The 16,563-nt window shown below is 40.4% G+C and carries 17 protein-coding genes and 3 tRNA genes; 18 read left to right on the plus strand and 2 right to left on the minus strand.

Annotated elements, in window-relative coordinates; all coding sequences use genetic code 11:
• The first annotated feature begins 22 nt into the window (after nucleotides 1-22).
• The 3 genes from C4S54_RS10395 to C4S54_RS10405 all read left to right on the plus strand — a co-directional run bounded on the left by C4S54_RS10395 (nucleotide 23) and on the right by C4S54_RS10405 (nucleotide 284).
• Nucleotides 23-95 (plus strand) — tRNA-Asn (locus tag C4S54_RS10395).
• 32 nt (nucleotides 96-127) lie between these two features.
• Nucleotides 128-199, plus strand: a tRNA-Glu gene (locus C4S54_RS10400).
• Between the two features lie 14 nt (nucleotides 200-213).
• Nucleotides 214-284, plus strand: a tRNA-Cys gene (locus C4S54_RS10405).
• A gap of 170 nt (nucleotides 285-454) precedes the next feature.
• Here the strand turns inward: C4S54_RS10405 and gnpA are convergent.
• A complete protein-coding gene (gene gnpA, locus C4S54_RS10410) occupies nucleotides 455-2,623 on the minus strand; it encodes a 1,3-beta-galactosyl-N-acetylhexosamine phosphorylase (RefSeq protein ID WP_103869485.1) in 2,169 nt (722 codons plus the stop codon).
• Between the two features lie 28 nt (nucleotides 2,624-2,651).
• A complete protein-coding gene (locus C4S54_RS10415) occupies nucleotides 2,652-3,701 on the minus strand; it encodes a glycoside hydrolase family 88/105 protein (protein WP_022775266.1) in 1,050 nt (349 codons plus the stop codon).
• A gap of 171 nt (nucleotides 3,702-3,872) precedes the next feature.
• Here C4S54_RS10415 and C4S54_RS10420 point away from each other — a divergent pair, with 171 nt between their 5' ends.
• From C4S54_RS10420 to pssD, 15 genes are all read left to right on the plus strand, one after another.
• Entirely contained in the window at nucleotides 3,873-4,832 is a 960-nt protein-coding gene (locus C4S54_RS10420; RefSeq protein ID WP_103869486.1) for a helix-turn-helix domain-containing protein, read from the plus strand.
• Nucleotides 4,833-5,025: 193 nt separating this feature from the next.
• Nucleotides 5,026-5,976: an ABC transporter permease gene (locus tag C4S54_RS10425; RefSeq protein ID WP_242973786.1), complete on the plus strand. Its 951-nt coding sequence runs from the start codon at nucleotides 5,026-5,028 to the stop codon at nucleotides 5,974-5,976.
• Between the two features lie 13 nt (nucleotides 5,977-5,989).
• A complete protein-coding gene (locus C4S54_RS10430; protein ID WP_103869487.1) occupies nucleotides 5,990-6,919 on the plus strand; it encodes a carbohydrate ABC transporter permease in 930 nt (309 codons plus the stop codon).
• Nucleotides 6,920-6,971: 52 nt separating this feature from the next.
• Nucleotides 6,972-8,702 (plus strand): extracellular solute-binding protein, encoded by a 1,731-nt coding sequence (locus tag C4S54_RS10435; RefSeq protein WP_103869488.1) that lies wholly within the window; start codon nucleotides 6,972-6,974, stop codon nucleotides 8,700-8,702.
• A 96-nt stretch (nucleotides 8,703-8,798) separates the two neighbouring features.
• Nucleotides 8,799-9,557 (plus strand): NAD-dependent protein deacylase, encoded by a 759-nt coding sequence (locus C4S54_RS10440; protein ID WP_103869489.1) that lies wholly within the window; start codon nucleotides 8,799-8,801, stop codon nucleotides 9,555-9,557.
• Nucleotides 9,558-9,729: 172 nt separating this feature from the next.
• Nucleotides 9,730-10,017 carry a 30S ribosomal protein S6 gene (rpsF, locus tag C4S54_RS10445; protein WP_022775257.1) on the plus strand — a complete coding sequence of 96 codons (288 nt, stop codon included), beginning with the start codon at nucleotides 9,730-9,732 and terminating at the stop codon, nucleotides 10,015-10,017.
• Nucleotides 10,018-10,035: 18 nt separating this feature from the next.
• Nucleotides 10,036-10,488, plus strand: a complete 453-nt coding sequence (locus tag C4S54_RS10450) for a single-stranded DNA-binding protein (RefSeq protein WP_022775256.1) — start codon at nucleotides 10,036-10,038, stop codon at nucleotides 10,486-10,488.
• An 18-nt stretch (nucleotides 10,489-10,506) separates the two neighbouring features.
• Nucleotides 10,507-10,770, plus strand: a complete 264-nt coding sequence (gene rpsR, locus C4S54_RS10455) for a 30S ribosomal protein S18 (RefSeq protein WP_022775254.1) — start codon at nucleotides 10,507-10,509, stop codon at nucleotides 10,768-10,770.
• A 408-nt stretch (nucleotides 10,771-11,178) separates the two neighbouring features.
• Complete coding sequence (locus tag C4S54_RS10460; RefSeq protein ID WP_103869490.1) at nucleotides 11,179-11,931, plus strand: YveK family protein; 753 nt, start codon at nucleotides 11,179-11,181, stop codon at nucleotides 11,929-11,931.
• A complete protein-coding gene (srtB, locus tag C4S54_RS10465) occupies nucleotides 11,928-12,758 on the plus strand; it encodes a class B sortase (RefSeq protein ID WP_103869491.1) in 831 nt (276 codons plus the stop codon). Before C4S54_RS10460 ends, srtB begins: the two co-directional genes overlap by 4 nt.
• A complete protein-coding gene (locus tag C4S54_RS10470) occupies nucleotides 12,755-13,768 on the plus strand; it encodes an LCP family protein (RefSeq protein WP_103869492.1) in 1,014 nt (337 codons plus the stop codon). The genes srtB and C4S54_RS10470 overlap by 4 nt, the downstream gene beginning before the upstream one ends.
• Nucleotides 13,769-13,808: 40 nt before the next feature.
• Entirely contained in the window at nucleotides 13,809-14,492 is a 684-nt protein-coding gene (locus C4S54_RS10475) for a hypothetical protein (RefSeq protein WP_103869493.1), read from the plus strand.
• A 6-nt stretch (nucleotides 14,493-14,498) separates the two neighbouring features.
• Nucleotides 14,499-15,293 carry a tyrosine-protein phosphatase gene (locus C4S54_RS10480; RefSeq protein ID WP_103869494.1) on the plus strand — a complete coding sequence of 265 codons (795 nt, stop codon included), beginning with the start codon at nucleotides 14,499-14,501 and terminating at the stop codon, nucleotides 15,291-15,293.
• Nucleotides 15,294-15,343: 50 nt separating this feature from the next.
• Nucleotides 15,344-16,057, plus strand: coding sequence for a CpsD/CapB family tyrosine-protein kinase (locus C4S54_RS10485; RefSeq protein WP_103869495.1), 714 nt, complete (start codon nucleotides 15,344-15,346; stop codon nucleotides 16,055-16,057).
• 38 nt (nucleotides 16,058-16,095) lie between these two features.
• The gene (gene pssD / locus C4S54_RS10490) at nucleotides 16,096-16,557 is read left to right on the plus strand and encodes a PssD/Cps14F family polysaccharide biosynthesis glycosyltransferase (protein WP_103869496.1); all 462 of its coding nucleotides are present in this window, start codon (nucleotides 16,096-16,098) and stop codon (nucleotides 16,555-16,557) included.
• Nucleotides 16,558-16,563: the final 6 nt, after the last annotated feature.

Consider the following 16,563-nt stretch of genomic DNA (forward strand, 5'->3'; position numbering starts at 1 on the left):
TTGTATATAAGGTATCTTATAATCCTCCTTAGCTCAGTCGGTAGAGCATTCGGCTGTTAACCGAAGTGTCGTTGGTTCGAGTCCGACAGGGGGAGCTTAAAAGAAGACTGTTACTACGGTCTGATATGGCTCCGTGGTCAAGCGGTCAAGACATCGCCCTTTCACGGCGGTAACACGAGTTCGATTCTCGTCGGAGTCATTTCAATTAAATATGGTGACATAGCCAAGTGGTAAGGCGTGGGTCTGCAACACCCTGATCGACGGTTCAAATCCGCCTGTCACCTCTAGAGAAACCAATAAGCTTTTGCTTATTGGTTTTTTTATGCTTATCAGATTACTTAGATGAATTAGTATTAGCAACAAATTATAATACTTAATGAGAATAGAAATAGCGATGATCTTACGACCATCGCTATTTCAACACAAACTATATTAGGAAGAGAGACTTGCTGGATTATAGTTCAACGATAACAGTATCAAATGGAGCTATATCGTTGAAGGATTTACTTCCGAACTCAGTTGCTACTGTAGTGGATTGTACTGAGTCAGAGTTGTTTATTACGATCAACTTCTTGTTAGCAGGGAAATAAGCACATTCTGTTGCTGGATTGTCAGTTATATAGTTTTGCTTTAATGGCTTATTAGCTGCAAATAAAAGGATATTAAACAGTAATCTGTTGTTTAAGGTCGTTGTTTCAAATGTTGAAAGGTAGATACCTTTTCCTTTACCAAAGTTATTGCAGGTGAAGAGTGGATTACCATCTTTGTCAGCCAGGACTGTTGCATTTCCATCTGTAAGATGAACATGAGCTCTTTCAGGGATATTACTTCCTTCAGGAATCAAATCTTTAACATCTGAGACTTCATATGACCATTTACCATGGCAAACTCTTGCAGCGGTATCTTTGTCTACACCAAGGACGGATGACATCTTAAATGCAGCGTCAAAGCCCTCTACAGCTGAAGGCTCATTGACACCAATAAACGCTCCACCCTCATATACCCACTTAGTTAGTATTTCTTCAACCGCAGGATCTCTCCAATTATCTCCGCCGCTCCATGCTGTACCTGCAGCGCCGGCATTGATGATAATTTGGTATTTAGACAAGTCAGTTGTTTTAACATCGTTAAAGTTAATAAATGATACGTTTACAGGAAGTCCTGATAAAGCTTCATTGATATGAATAAGATCATTCATGTATGTCTCATGGAAGTGGCCGCTTAAAGTCCAGCTTCTAAGGCTTCCCCAGCTGTGAAGAACAGCTACATTGATATCGAGTGTATAAGGTGAGCCTGACTCATGAAGATCTCTGATTGTTCTGAATTCATCTGATATTTTTGCGATATAATCGACAAAGTCAGGATAATCCTGAACAAGATGTAAGTAACCACCAAGGCCGATACGATCGATTTTTGCTCGAAGTAAAGCTCTTCTTGTATGATTCCAGTACTCTTTTGCATCTCTTGTTGGATCTCCGCCGGGAGCGAAGGTTGGAAGGCCACCAAGTCCAACAGGGAAGAGGTATGGATGGAATCTCAGCTCGTGAGTTCCTATATCCGCACCGGCGCAGAGTCTAACCTCATAACCGGAAAATACGCATTTTATAAGACCATCAAAATTAAAATCTTTAAATCTCTTGCTGTATGGCTCAACACCAACCCAGCTGTCGTCGTAGAATACATAAGCTTTTTTACCATATTCATGAACAATATCCACAAGCTTTCTTCCAAAAGATACTACGAAAGAATTTACAAAATCCATGTAGTCAAGCTGTGTTTTTACAGGCGGCATATGTGTTACGTGAAGATTGCCTCTGTTAATGAAATCTTCAGCGGTAAGTTTGTAGCCATACTTATCTGCAAATGCATCAAGCATCTTTGGACTGACAGTGAAATCGTATGAACCCCAGTCAGTAAAGAGATTACGATTGCGGGTGCTGCTACCCCAGATCCAGACAAAGTTGTAAAACATTGAAGTGAATCTTACTACAGTAGTAGCAGGGTGAGTTTCGCACCAGTTGCGAAGCCATGTGAGCATATATTCCTGTGTTTCAGGATAAATGGGATCAATCTGCATAAGATGCTCTTTGTCCCAGTTATTTGTTGTGTGGTTGTACATGGAAATTTCTTCCCATATACGATAAGCCAGGAAACTTACAGTATATCTGTGCCAAGGTATAACATTGTTAACTATGACATTTCCTGCTTCTTTTTCGTAGGTCCAGAAACTGCTGCTTACTTCCTGATTAGTAGTTCTGTCAAATACCTGCCAATACTTCATGGAAGCCTTGCTGTCATTAACCAAGAACTGTTCATCAAAAAAATCATCAAGCAAATGAAAAGTCAGGTAAGAATCTTCAGCGATTTTAGGCTGTGTCATTAAGAATGTCTGCTGAAGCTTGTCCATGTTTTCTTTTGCCCAAGCATTATGATCTCTGATTATGCAGATGGTAGAGTAGATGCCATATCCGGAATTAAGGATTTCATCTGATAAAACAGTACCATCACTGTCTCTGATTACATCTGCTCCCCATTTCTGTGCCAGATCAAGAGTGAGTTTCTCGTATCCTGACTCTCCCGGGAGAGTGAACCCTCCCTTAGTTTGACTATTTTGTGAATCCATCGGTTTATCCCCCAAGTGTTTATGTTGATTAAAGTGCGCCATCACTTCTTACTTTGTCGTAATTCAAAACTCCTGATAAGTAGGCAAGTGCAAGACCCTGGCCCCAACCCTGGATCCAGTCTCTTGAGATGTTTCTGTAGCCGTCTCTGTCTTTCATGACAGCAGTACCACCTGAAACATTGAGAACTCTTCCGTCTTCAGAGATGTTCTCAAGTATGCCCTTGGTAGCTTTGTTGATGTATTTGATGTGAAGAGGATTTCCTTTGTTGATCATTGCTGCTGCGATTCCGCAGGAAGCTGATATCTCCTCATATGAATCAGGATCATCAAGAATAGTTCTGAAAAGACCATTCTCTGTCTGTAAAAGTTTGATTGAAGCAAGCTGTTCATTAAGCGAGCCAACGATATCAAGGAATTTTGGATACAGGTAGCACTCTGGAAGAACACGTCCAACTTCAGACATGGTATATGCAGCCCATGCATTAGCGCGGCCCCAGTAAAATCCTGACATGTGATCTTTTGTGATGTTGTTGTAACCATGATAGAAAAGACCTGAAGCAGGATCCTGCAGATATTTGATGTGCCAGTAGTACTGATTAAGTGCATCATCTATAAGCTTTTCGTCTTTTAAGAGAACTCCGGCTCTTAAAAGGAAGAATGCAGCCATAAATAAAGTGTCTGCCCAGCACTGCTCAGGGAAATCGTTGTTAACTGAAACAGTGTGCTGGAGAACATTGTCTCCAAAGCGAAGAGCATCTTTTTCCAAATAGTCGATTTTGCTTTTTGCTATATCGAGATATTTTTCGTCTCCTGAATATTCGTAAAGAGTAAGCATTGCATGGCCCATAGCGCATGTGTTAACGGTCCATGAAGGGAGGCCAAGTTCAATGTACTCATCGATTCTTTCTTTGAGCATTTCGATATATTCCGTTTTTTCAGTAGCAAGATAAGCCTCGCAAACGCCATAATAAGCTACTCCACCAGGCCAGTCCCATGTAAGGTCCATTCTCATAGTTCTTTTTACGATCTGGTCAATAGCTTTCTCAATTTCTTTTTTGTCATAAATTAGATTTGCCATAGTGCCCTCTTTTTATCCCAAGATAATAGTATTTTGAGCAAATTATAGATTGGGATGGTCGAAAAGTCTATTCAAGTAAATAAAAAAACTATGCAATTTCAACTATTTGATATAGAATAGTTGAATATATGAAATAGACGATATTTAACACCTGAAAAAGAGGGCAAAAGAATGTCTAAACCAAAGAAAACAGTCATAGAATACAGAAATTATGAGCTTCCTTTGAATTTTCCGATACTTCTTTTATCTGGGGACAGATGGCATATATCGGATGTGAAGTCGGGGAAACTGCATTTTCACAACTGCTTGGAAATAGGAATATGTCATTCAGATAGCGGAGTGATCGAATTTGACAATAGGCCTGTTCAGTTTAAGGCAGGTGATATGACCTTCATTTCACGCAATGTTCCTCACACTACTTATAGTAATAAGGGAGAGGCGAGTCTTTGGTCATATATATTCCTTGAGCCCGCAGAGCTGCTGAAAGGCGACTTTGGCGGAGCTTCGCCCTATGCAAATATTTTTGAAGATATGATGCAGAACTTTCAGATGATAATCAATCGCAAGGATTATCCGGATATTTATTTCCTTATAACAGAGATCATTGAGGAACTGAGCCACAAAGGGATGAACTATCAGCTGTCCGTTAAGGGACTGATGCTATCTCTTTTTATGAAGATGATGAGGATCTATTCTGATAATAATAAGCTGACTCAGGATGATAAAGAAACCCATGAAAACGCTATAGTTATCGCACCTGCGCTAGATTACATCAAGGATAATTATATGGTCAATTTTCCTATAGAAGATCTGGCTGACATGTGCCATCTGAGCCAGACTCATTTCAGAAGAGTCTTCAATGAGATCATGAACACAAGCCCTCTCAGTTACCTTAATACCACCAGAATACTGCAGTCATGCATTCTTTTACGCACAACAGAGGAATCAATCCTTTCAGTATCTGAGCAGGTGGGCTTCAGGTCTGTATCCAGCTTTAACAGGCACTTTTCAGAGATCATGGGCACTCAGCCCAGTGAGTGGCGCCATCGCATGGCGAAAGTGGATAATGCATCTATCTTAGAGTACACAGGATGGATGCAGGCACAGAATCTTTCTGAGGAAAAGAAGTAAAACGGAAAATCGAAAAGATTGATTTGTGAAAAATTCACAAATATTACTCCTACCAATTATTAAAATACAACATATCGACCTATAAAGTTGATAATAAATGGTCGTTTATGCAAAGTTTTTTCGACTAAGTGATTAGATATACCATCTAAATTATTTTAGGATTTAACTTATAAAAGGGGAGGAGCAATATAGTATGAAAAAGAGTAACACCAAAAGCATGGGGGTAAAGACCACCACATCGTGGAAAAATGCACTTAAGCGCGATTGGCAGTTATACCTACTTTTGCTTATTCCGTTGATTCTAGTTTTTGTATTTAGTTACGGTGCTTACCCAGGACTTAGAATGGCATTTATGGATTACAAGCCAGCTAAGGGATATGCAGGAAGCAAATGGGTAGGATTTGGCACGTTCCAAAAAATCTTTAAAGACGCCGATTTCATCAGAGCACTTAGAAATTCAATAGTATTCAATATCTCAGATCTCCTTGTTGGATTTCCAATGCCTATTATTTTGGCCCTTATCTTAAATGAATTACGTTTCCAAAAATTTAAAAAAGTTTCGCAGACAATACTTTATCTGCCACACTTCCTTTCATGGGCCATCATCGGTTCAGTAGCGCTTACAATGTTTAAGCCTGCATCAGGACTTGTGAATATTGCACTCATGAACGCAGGATTCATTCAGGAAGGTATCCCTTTCCTTAATGAGAAATGGCACTGGGCTGTAACATACCTGCTCATCGGTGTCTGGCAGGGCATGGGCTGGGGCTCAATCCTGTATCTGGCAGCTATCACCGGTATTAACGGAGAGCTTTATGAAGCAGCCATGATCGACGGTGCGAACAGATGGCAGAGAATGTGGCACATCACACTTCCGGGTATCAGAAGCACAATCGTTACATTGCTTATCATGAACCTTGGCCGTGTTATGGGAAGTAACCTCGAGCGTCTTACAGCTCTTGAGAATACACAGGTAAAAGACTTCCAGTATCAGCTTGCTGTCTATATCTATAACAAAGGTCTTGGAACCGGTAAGTTCTCTATGGCGACTGCAGTAGGTCTTTTCCAGTCACTCATTGGACTTTTCCTTGTACTTATTTCAGATAGAATAGCCAAGAAGCTTGGCGAAGATGGTTTGCTGTAGGAGGTGCCTTTAAATGTCAAAGAAGAATGTTCGAGGCGAAGAGGTGTCCACTTCAGCAGGTGGAGCTCACGCCGTTAATAAATTCAGAATTAGTGATGCTGTAATGATCATATTCATAGTACTGCTTTGTCTTACCTGCGTACTTCCGTTCATCCATGTAGCAGCTAAGTCAATATCAGGAAACACGGCGGTAATGTCAAAACAGGTATATTTCTGGCCAAAAGACATTACTATAGATGCTTACACAAGAGTTTTAGCTGACTCAACAATGACTCACTCAATGTTGTTTTCTGCAATTGTAACTTTAGTATTTACCTTACTTGGAATGATCGTGTGCACATGTGCTGCGTATCCGCTTTCAAAAAAGAGATTGAAAGGAAGACATGTATTTACTTTCCTTTTGATGGTACCTATGTACTTTAGTGCGGGCATTATTCCTGCATATCTTCTTTATCAGGATCTGCATGTGCTCGATACAGTATGGGTTTTGATATTACCACTTATCTATTCCCCATATAACATGCTCATAATGAAAAACTATTTCCAGAGCACAATTCCTGACAGCTTGGAAGAATCAGCTTTCCTTGATGGAGCTACAAATTTTCAGATCCTTGGAAAGATCGTGCTTCCACTGTCAAAGCCAATCCTTGCTACACTTTCTCTTTTCTATGCGGTTGGCAGATGGAATTCATATGCGGATAACATGTACTTCACAAGAAGCGCAGACCTTAAGCTCATTCAGTACAAACTTTATCAGCTTGTTGCATCTGCTGCAGAAGCTCAGACAGCATCACTTGCAGATACAGGCGGAGCAACACAGTCAACACCTGAAGTACTTCAGGCTGCCAGCATTATGTTCGTAACAATACCGATCCTTATAATCTATCCGTTCCTTCAGAAGTACTTCGTTCAGGGAACTATGATAGGTGCGGTAAAAGGCTAACGAAGCAATAGAAAATATTAACATACATTTTCTTATATTAAGGAGGAAAGAAATGAAAAAGAAAATTCTTGCAACATTACTTAGCGCAAGCATGGTAATGGGAATTGTAGCTTGTGGCTCAACAGAGACTGCAACTACAACAGAGGGTGGAGACACTCAGGCTGCTACAGAGACAACAGCTGAAGCAGCAACAGCAACAGAAGCAACATCAGCAGAGGCTACAGCAGAAGCTGGCGCTGGTATTGACTCATGGGAGCCATTTGCTGAGACAGTTAGCATCAAGATCCCTGTATACGACAGAGGAGACAATGGTAACGGATGTTCAGATGTTGAGAACAACTACTGGACAAAATGGGTTCAGGAGAACTTCGGTGACAAGTACAACGTAAACATCAGCTATGTTGGAATCACAAGAAGTGATGTTATGACTGACTACGCTATGCTTGCAGCAGGCCAGGATCTTCCTACAGTATGTATGGAATATGACTATGACAAGCTTGCTACATGGGAGTCAGATGGATACTTACAGCCATACAGCCTTGATGAGTTCGCTCAGATCGCTCCTACATACTATCAGTCAATGGTAGATTCAGGAAACATCAATTACACAAAGTTTGAAGGCGATGATTACCTTGTTCTTGGTTTCAGACCATACGGTAACACAACATACACATGGGGAACATTCTATCGTCAGGACTGGCTTGAGGAAGCTGGATTCACAGAGTATCCTCAGACAACAACAGAGCTCCTTGAACTCTATGCAAAGCTTGTAGAGAACGGACATGAGCACCCAGCAGGAGGCACAAAGGTTTCAGGTGCCGGCATCGACCAGAACTATGGATACAGAGATTATCCACAGGATGAGATCACATGGTGCACAACTGGTGACTATCAGATCCCAGCTCTTTCAACAGAAGCTCAGAAGAGATACTTAAAGCTTCAGAACGAACTTTACAATGATGGATATCTTAATCCTGAGTACTACTTAAGAGATGCTTCAGAAGCAATTTCTGATTTCGTAAATGGCCAGTCATTCACATGGTCAGGCTACATTTCATCAACAATGGATACACTCGTAGCTCTTTATGACAATGAGCCTAACGCAAAGCTTGGTCTTGTTGTTAACTCTGGTAAGTTCACACAGGATGAGACATGGGGATCAAACAACTCATACAGACCTGGTTCAAACATCGGTATGATGATCGGTTTCTCAAACAACGCAACAGAAGATCAGATGAAAGCAGCTATGATGTATCTTGAGTGGCTTTCACAGCCAGAGAACCTCTTCACAATGACATGGGGTATCGAAGGTGTTAACTTCAACTACAACGAAGCAGGCGATCCTGTAGCAGTTGGTGATCAGTCAGGTCTTGCAGAGCAGCAGGGTCACAACAACAACGTTGACTACTGGTGCGCAGTAACAGCTGTTAAGACACTTGGTTCAATTGAAAAAGATATCGCTGCAATCGCTCCTCAGGGACTTCCTCAGGACTTCACAGCAGATATCCTTGCAAACTACAATGGACAGGTAGCTCTTTACAACGCTGGTTATGCTAACTCAGACTGCATGTTTGCTCAGGCTCTTGAGTCAGTAACAGAGTACAACCAGACACTTTATGATCTCTATGCTGAGTACCGTGATAAGCTCACAATGTGCTCTAAGGAAGAGTTCGATGCACTTTATGATGAACTTTCACAGAAGTACCTTGATGCTGGATATCAGGCAGTTATCGATGAGAGAAAGCAGCTCCTTGATGATGGTCTTGCTACACACCTTCAGTAATATTTTTTACAAGGAAAAAGAAATTTCTTGAGCCGTTCGATGTATTCGGGCGGCTCAATTTGTTATAATTGATATTGAGCTTGGAAAGGGGGAACTATGGAGGAAATTCAGAAGCTAAAAGAACTAATAGATTCATCGGAAAACATTGTATTTTTTGGCGGAGCAGGTGTATCTACAGAGAGCGGGATACCTGACTTTCGCAGCAAGGATGGCTTGTACAATCAGCACGATGTCAGGTTTGATAAATACCAGCCGGAATATCTTTTGAGCCATAGTTGCCTTGTGTATGAGCCAAAAGTCTATTATGAATTCCACAGACAAAAGATGGATACCAGAAATATAGAGCCCAACAATGCCCATAAGTATCTGGCAGCTCTTGAAAAAACGGGAAAGCTGAAAGGCATTGTGACTCAGAATATAGATGGTCTTCATCAGAAAGCCGGCAGCAGAGTTGTGTACGAGATCCATGGAAGTGCTCTCAGAAACTACTGCATGAGCTGTGGAAAAGAGTACCCGGAGGATTATATTTTTGAATCCGAGGAGCCTATCCCTAAGTGCAGCTGCGGCGGAATAATAAGACCTGATATCACATTATATGAAGAAGGCCTTCCTGAAGATCAGGTGTCAGGAGCAATAGAAGCTCTTTCTAAGGCTGATATGCTTATTATAGGAGGAACTTCATTATCAGTTTATCCTGCGGCTTCATTTATTAATTATTTCAGGGGAAAAAATCTAGTGGTAATAAATGAGAGCGATATAGCAGTCAGAGGAGCTGAGAATACTCTTATAATAAGAGAGAAAATTGGAAAGGTATTTACTGAACTGGCTAAAATACAGGGGATTGAGCTGGAATAATCTGACGAAACAAGTAACTGACAATACTACAAAAAGCCACAGAAAAAACGCAAAATAATACGGAAAAATGCTTGCATTTATCACGCGGATATGATAACATACCATTCTGTGATAAATTCCTTGCTGCTTGACTGATACAAGTAGCCAGAGACCAAAAGGAGGTAACAATAGCATGAACAAATACGAATTAGCCGTTGTTGTTAGTGCAAAGATCGAAGACGATGCCAGAACAGCAGTCATCGAGAAAGTAAAGAAGACTATCGAGAAGCATGGTGGTCAGATTACTAATGTCGATGATTGGGGTAAAAAGAAGCTCGCTTATGAGATCGAGAAAATGACAGAAGGCTTCTACTACTTCATCCAGTTCGACGGCGAGCCTACTGCACCAGCAGAGATCGAAGCTCGTATGAGAATTATGGACGGCGTCATCAGATATTTATGCGTTAAGAACGAGGCTTAAATAGAAGAGGACGAAAATATGAATAAAGTTATACTATGTGGACGTTTAACAAGAGACCCAGACGTAAGATATTCACAGGGAGAGTCAGCTACAGCTGTTGCAAGATATACACTTGCAGTTGACAGAAGATTTGCGAGAAGAGATCAGCAGGACGCACAGACAGCTGATTTCATTGGAATCGTAGCTTTTGGTAAGGCTGGAGAGTTCGCTGAGAAGTATTTTAGAAAGGGAACCAAAGTTATCGTAACAGGACGTATCCAGACTGGTAGCTATACCAACAAGGATGGCGTTAAGGTATACACAACTGATGTAGTTGCAGAGGATCAGGAGTTTGCAGAGTCTAAGAACTCTTCTGCTGGAAACAGCGTTAGCTATGACAATGCACCTTCAAATGAACCTGCACCTTCTGCAGCTGGGGATGGCTTCATGAACATTCCTGACGGAATTGACGAGGAGCTTCCTTTCAATTAATTAAGGAGGTAATTAACCATGGCTTTCACAAAGTCTGATAAGTCCGATGCTCCTGTAAGGAGAAAGGGCGGAATGCACAGAAGAAAGAAAGTTTGCGTTTTCTGTGGCAAGGATAATGTAATCGATTACAAGGATACAGCAAAGCTTAAGAAATTCGTTTCAGAAAGCGGCAAGATTCTTCCTAGAAGAATCACAGGCAACTGCGCTAAGCACCAGAGAGAGCTCACATCTGCAATCAAGAGAGCTCGTCACTTGGCACTTATGCCTTACGTAGCTGAGTAATTACAGTTATATATATTGAGTTAATTAGAGACACTTTTTAGAAGAGATTCTAGGAAGTGTCTCTTTTATTTTTGAGATATTATATGAGATTTGCAGATGTGAAAAATGCTTTTATTAATTGTGTACACAATTACGTACATAAGGACACATTATGTACACAAATGCAAAAATATGCATAGTCAAATTGTGAACAAATTCGTAAGTCGAGAGAATATTATACAGAAACAAATGCTAGTGTTTGACTACATTTGTGCAATAATACAGACAAAAGTTAACGTGAAATTAAATTTCTAAAAATTACATAAAAAAAGTATGAAAATTGTATTGTCATTAATTCGTTTGTGGTGTATGTTATGAATGATAATTCAGTTTATCGATTTAATTAATGAAGAAGGAAACTTTTTTTAAATGGAAAATGAGTTTATTGAGTTAGAAGGAACTGACGACGAAATCGATTTTGGCGAGCTTTTCTTTGTTTTGAAGAGTCATATCATCGCAATTATAGTTGCACTTTTATCAGGAGCAATCATTGCATTATTAGTCACATTGTTAATTATTAAACCAGTATATAAGTCTTCATCCATGATTTATATTTTTTCGAAGACTACATCTGTAACATCAGCTATTGATCTTCAGATCGGATCACAGCTGACAGTTGACTTTGAAATTTTGGGAACAAGCCGCCCTGTTATTGAGAGAGTAATACAGGAGCTTGAGCTTGATACCAATTATGAGCAGCTGGTTAAGACAATAGATGTTGAGAATCCTAAGGGATCACGAATCATAAAGATTACAGCTTCTAACCAGGACCCTCAGCTTGCCTGTGATATAGCCAATGCACTTGCTGAGAAGCTTGCAGCGAGAGTTGCAGAGGTAATTGATACAACAAAGCCTTCATCTGTTGAGAATGCGGTTCCGGCCACTAAGCCGTCAAGCCCAAGTAAGACTAAAAACACAGCCCTTGGCGGAATCATAGGAATGCTTATAGCAATCGCTATTATCCTTGTTCGCTACTACAGCGACATGTCTCTTAGAGATGAAGAGGATGTTACCAAGTATCTTGGCCTGGCTACACTTGCTGAGTTCCCTTATGAAAAGAGTATCGAGGGCGAGCAGCAGGGCGATATGAGAGGCAGAAGGAACAGTAAGAGAAGATTATGAAAAAGAACAGCAATGTGATATTTCTCTCGGGGATACTTGTGGCAGCAATCTTTGCGGGAATTGGCTCCTATAGCTTTGCAAACTATTCCCGTGAAAAAGAGGAAACAAATATCGAAGAAGATTTTGTTCAGGAAAGTACCAATGAACAGAGTGCACAGACAGCGCTGGCTACAACGCAGAACTCCGTAGAAGTAAACAAGATAGATAAGAGCGAGGCATCTGCGCCGGTCATACCGGTAGATTTCGATAAATTACAAAAGACCAATCCGGATATATTCGCATGGATCAATGTTCCGGGAACCAAGATCGATTATCCTATAGCGCAGCATCCGACAGATGATGGATATTATCTCAAACACGGCGCTAACGGAATGTCATCTTCGCACGGATGCCCATACATTGAGCTTTGTGATACAGGTAGTTTTAAAGAGTTCAACACTGTTGTCTATGGACACAATATGAAGGATGGCAGCATGTTTGCCGGACTTCATAGCTTTGAGGATAAGGACTTTTTCAATAAACACCGCGAAGTAAAGGTTTATACGAAAGAGCACGCATTTACTTATAAAATATTTGGCGCAGTCATGTATAGCGATGCACATATTCCTTATTACTATAACGACAACATTGAATCAGATAGAACGGCTTTTATTAAGTCTTTGACAACAGATTCAGTAGCAGACAGAAGCTACATCGACAAAGATGTAAAGGTTACAAAGGACAATTACATTCTTACACTCAGCACCTGCGATGCAAAGCTTCGAAACAACAGATATATAGTTTTGGCAGTTCTTACAGAAATAGATGGACAGAGTGCCGGTAAATGAAAAAGAAAAAAGTATATATGATGATCGCTACGGCAGCCATAGTAATTGGAATTGCAGTATTTGCCGGAGCGAAGTTATCTGAAGTTAATAAAATTACATCGATCACCAGAAAAACAGATTCAGGTAATGAAAGTGCCGCTGAAGGCACTACAGGAGAAGATGATTTTATAAGAGATTCTTTTGATGGAAGCGTCACTTATAAAGGTCAGAGATATGAGATAAACACCAAGGTTGATACAGTTCTTTTTCTTGGAATTGATACCAGCAACCAGACAAGAGAAGGTATTGGGATAGATGAGGGCGGAAGGAGTGATACCATCATTCTTTTCGCCATCGACAATGAAAAACAGCAGATCACACCACTTGAGATCAACAGAGATTCAATAGTGGATGTTGATATATATGACAATGACGGGAATTATCTTACAACCGGAAAAGAGCAACTGACAATGCAGTACTCTTATGGCCGCGATCCAATGCAGGCCAGCAATCTGACAAGAGAAAAGGTATCCGACCTTCTTGGAAGAACAAGGATCGACAGCGTGATATCACTGACTATGGAGGGCATTGAGCCAATAGTAGATTCCATAGGCGGGGTAACGCTGAAGCTTGAAGATGATCACACAGACATTGATCCTGCCTATACAAAAGGAGCTGTGATAACGCTTGACGGACAGAAGGCTTACGATTTTGTTCACACCAGAGATGTGACAATAAGAGGCAGTAACATGAACCGTATGTCCAGACAGACACAGTTTATGATGGCTCTTTTTAATACAATCCATGGAAAAGGTTCCTCTATTATAGAGACTATGGAAAACAGCGCAGGTGATTATCTGTATGAAGACATCGATGCAGACAGTGTCGATCATCTAGCATCATACGATTACTCAGGAACAATAATGACCTTGCCCGGGGAAAATGTTACCGAAGGAGTCCATGATGAGTTTTATATAGATGATGAAAAGCTTCTAGAAGTTGTGCTAGAGCTTTTTTATAAAAAAGTGTAACAGCTTTTTTGTAACAAAAAATATAGTAAAGGAGAAAAGTATGAAAAGGGTAAAGGTATTATCAATCGCTGCAATCGCAGCAGTGTTAGTTTCAACACTAACATTCAGCTCAGAAGTTTATGCAACTTCCAGAACAACTACTCTTGAAGTAGCAGGCGCTGCTCGTACTACTGCTCAGCCAGCACAGGCAACACAGGGCGCACAGGTCCTTGGTGATGTCAGAGAAGGCGTTATCAATGATGATGTTGTTGTAGAGCAGATCACAAATGCAGAAGCTTTAGCAGTGCTCAATGACGTTAACGCAGTCGCTGAAGTAATTGCTTCAACTGGTGTAAGCGTTTCACCTGAGAAGGTTGCAGTCCTTGGCAGTATGGAACTTACAGCAAAGCCTGGCGTAGAAGTTTCAGAGAAGAATCCATTATTCGTCTCTTTCAACTTCCCTGGAGTTACAGCTAAAACCAAAGCTTTTGTTTGCCATTTTGTGAATGGTAAGTGGGCTGTAGAACCTACAGAGGTTAAGGACGGACTTATTGTTGGTAAGTTCACAAGTCTTTCACCTGTAGCAGTTGTTGTAGATAAGACAACACTTGACTCATCAGTACTTGGTGCAAGCAAGGCTAAATCACCAAGAACAGGCGATGACTTCGCATGGATCATTGCTATCTGCGCTGCAGGAGCAGTTGTTTCATCAGTTGTAGCTTACAAAGCAAAAAAGAGGGCATAAATAATCATGTTTTTATTTTCTGAGGCAGCTGTTTTATCGGATATCCATTGCCACTTAGTTCCATATGTAGATGATGGAGCAGCTGATATGGAGGATGCTTTAGAACTGATAAAAGATGAATATTCCCAAGGCGTGCGTCATATTGTTATGACGCCGCATTTGCGGGATAACATGTTTGATACAAAAGTATCTGAAGTGAAAGCCAGTTTTGAGGAAGTAAAAAAACTCATTCAGGAAACTGATATGAAAGATATGTCTGTATATCTTAGCAGGGAGTATCACTGTGACAATAGACTTAAAGCACTTTTGGAAGGCTACTATGCCGGCAAAAAAGAAATAATCTTTGAGGGGAACAGTTACATACCTGTGGAAGAACTACTTCCTTTTGGAAAGAAGAGATGCATTTTGCTTGAGTTTTCAACAAATAAGTATCAGAAAGATGAAATGATCGAGTTTACAGAGCTCGCCCTGGACTGCGGATATACGCCTGTTATAGCCCATGCAGAAAGGTACCGCTCAGTACAGGAAAAACCTGAAAGCGTAAATAGTCTTCGAAGACTAGGCGCCTATATCCAGGTAAATGCTGACGCACTTTTGGGAGACGATGCAAAAGAAATAGTGGATACAGCAAGGAAGCTTGTATTTGCTGGGGATGCAGATATCGTAGCATCGGATGCACATGATCCAAAGTTCAGAAAACCAATGCTGAAAAAGTGTTACGGTTATCTGAAAAGAAAAATTGGGAAAGATAAAACAGATATGCTTATGAATGATACAGCTGTTAAGCTGCTAGAGGGGTAATGCTTTATCCAGATAAGCTATACGAAATAAGGTTTTAAGGAGTTTTTTTGATGTTTGACATAAAGATTGAAAGAAAGAATTACCCTTTTGCAATGGCCGAGGAGTTTAAAAACCTCAGAACAAGCATAATCTTTAGTGGCGAGGATATAAAAACTGTATTGTTTACAAGCTGCTTTGCCAACGAAGGAAAGAGTACTATCACTTTGGAGCTTGCAAGATCTTTTGCAGAGCTTGATAAAAAAGTAATTTTTATAGATTGCGACCTTAGAAAATCAATTCTAAAGCGCAAGATCAGAGACGGAATAATCAAAAAAGGCCTGACGCATTACCTTACAGGGCAGTGCAGCCTTGAAGACATTATATATAGAAATAATCCCGGAAGGGAAAAAGACGTAGAGTTTTTTGTAATACCGGCAGGACCATCAACAAACAGTCCTACAGAGCTCTTATCTTCACAGAAGTTCAGTGATCTGCTTACTGAACTCAGAGATGAGTATGATGTGATAATCATAGATGCACCTCCACTTGGAAGTGTTGTGGATGCATCAATTATAGGCAGCAAAGTAGACGGCTCAGTTCTCATAGTTGAAGCTGGCGGAGCCAACTACAAAGTTGTAAAAAAGGTAGCCGATAAGCTTGTATCTTCTGGTTCAAGACTATTGGGAGTAGTTCTTAACAAGGTAGATAAATCTAAAAAGAGCTACAGCTATTATAAGTACGGTAAAGATTACGGTTACGGGGATAAATACGGTTACGGAAATTAACCGTGGGTTGTGTATGAATTGAGAAGTGGGGTGTGAAAATGAATAAAAAAATAAAGGTTGGACTTGTTGGATCTTCTGGTGGACATCTTACACATTTATACATGTTGAAAGAGTTTTGGGAAGACAAGGATCGCTTCTGGGTTACATTTGATAAAGAGGATGCCAGAAGTTTGCTAAAAGGAGAGCGTTTCTATCCTGCATATTACCCTTCAAACCGTAGCATAAAAGCTCTCATTATTAATACTTACAGAGCCATAAAGGTCTTGATTAAGGAGAGACCTGACTTAATTGTCTCATCTGGAGCAGCTCCGGCAATTCCTTTTTTTTGGCTGGGTAAACTGTTCGGAGCAAAGACAATATACATTGAAGTTTTTGATAGGATAGATGAGCCTACAATTTCCGGTAAGATATGTTATCCGGTTACAGATAAATTTATTGTGGAATGGGAAGAGATGAAAGAAGTTTATCCAAAAGCTATCAATTTGGGATCTATTTTTTGAATTAGT

It is taken from the genome of Butyrivibrio sp. Su6 (genome assembly GCF_900108105.1).
Lineage (GTDB): Bacteria > Bacillota > Clostridia > Lachnospirales > Lachnospiraceae > Butyrivibrio.

Coding starts and splice junctions, on each gene's coding strand:
- C4S54_RS10435 (WP_103869488.1), top strand. CDS start 6,972: ATGAAAAAGAAAATTCTTGCAACATTACTTAGCGCAAGCATGGTAATG.
- C4S54_RS10470 (WP_103869492.1), top strand. CDS start 12,755: ATGAAAAAGAAAAAAGTATATATGATGATCGCTACGGCAGCCATAGTA.
- C4S54_RS10460 (WP_103869490.1), top strand. CDS start 11,179: ATGGAAAATGAGTTTATTGAGTTAGAAGGAACTGACGACGAAATCGAT.
- C4S54_RS10480 (WP_103869494.1), top strand. CDS start 14,499: ATGTTTTTATTTTCTGAGGCAGCTGTTTTATCGGATATCCATTGCCAC.
- C4S54_RS10430 (WP_103869487.1), top strand. CDS start 5,990: ATGTCAAAGAAGAATGTTCGAGGCGAAGAGGTGTCCACTTCAGCAGGT.
- gnpA (WP_103869485.1), bottom strand. CDS start 2,623: ATGGATTCACAAAATAGTCAAACTAAGGGAGGGTTCACTCTCCCGGGA.
- rpsF (WP_022775257.1), top strand. CDS start 9,730: ATGAACAAATACGAATTAGCCGTTGTTGTTAGTGCAAAGATCGAAGAC.
- srtB (WP_103869491.1), top strand. CDS start 11,928: ATGAAAAAGAACAGCAATGTGATATTTCTCTCGGGGATACTTGTGGCA.
- rpsR (WP_022775254.1), top strand. CDS start 10,507: ATGGCTTTCACAAAGTCTGATAAGTCCGATGCTCCTGTAAGGAGAAAG.
- C4S54_RS10485 (WP_103869495.1), top strand. CDS start 15,344: ATGTTTGACATAAAGATTGAAAGAAAGAATTACCCTTTTGCAATGGCC.
- C4S54_RS10450 (WP_022775256.1), top strand. CDS start 10,036: ATGAATAAAGTTATACTATGTGGACGTTTAACAAGAGACCCAGACGTA.
- C4S54_RS10415 (WP_022775266.1), bottom strand. CDS start 3,701: ATGGCAAATCTAATTTATGACAAAAAAGAAATTGAGAAAGCTATTGAC.
- C4S54_RS10440 (WP_103869489.1), top strand. CDS start 8,799: ATGGAGGAAATTCAGAAGCTAAAAGAACTAATAGATTCATCGGAAAAC.
- C4S54_RS10420 (WP_103869486.1), top strand. CDS start 3,873: ATGTCTAAACCAAAGAAAACAGTCATAGAATACAGAAATTATGAGCTT.
- C4S54_RS10425 (WP_242973786.1), top strand. CDS start 5,026: ATGAAAAAGAGTAACACCAAAAGCATGGGGGTAAAGACCACCACATCG.
- C4S54_RS10475 (WP_103869493.1), top strand. CDS start 13,809: ATGAAAAGGGTAAAGGTATTATCAATCGCTGCAATCGCAGCAGTGTTA.
- pssD (WP_103869496.1), top strand. CDS start 16,096: ATGAATAAAAAAATAAAGGTTGGACTTGTTGGATCTTCTGGTGGACAT.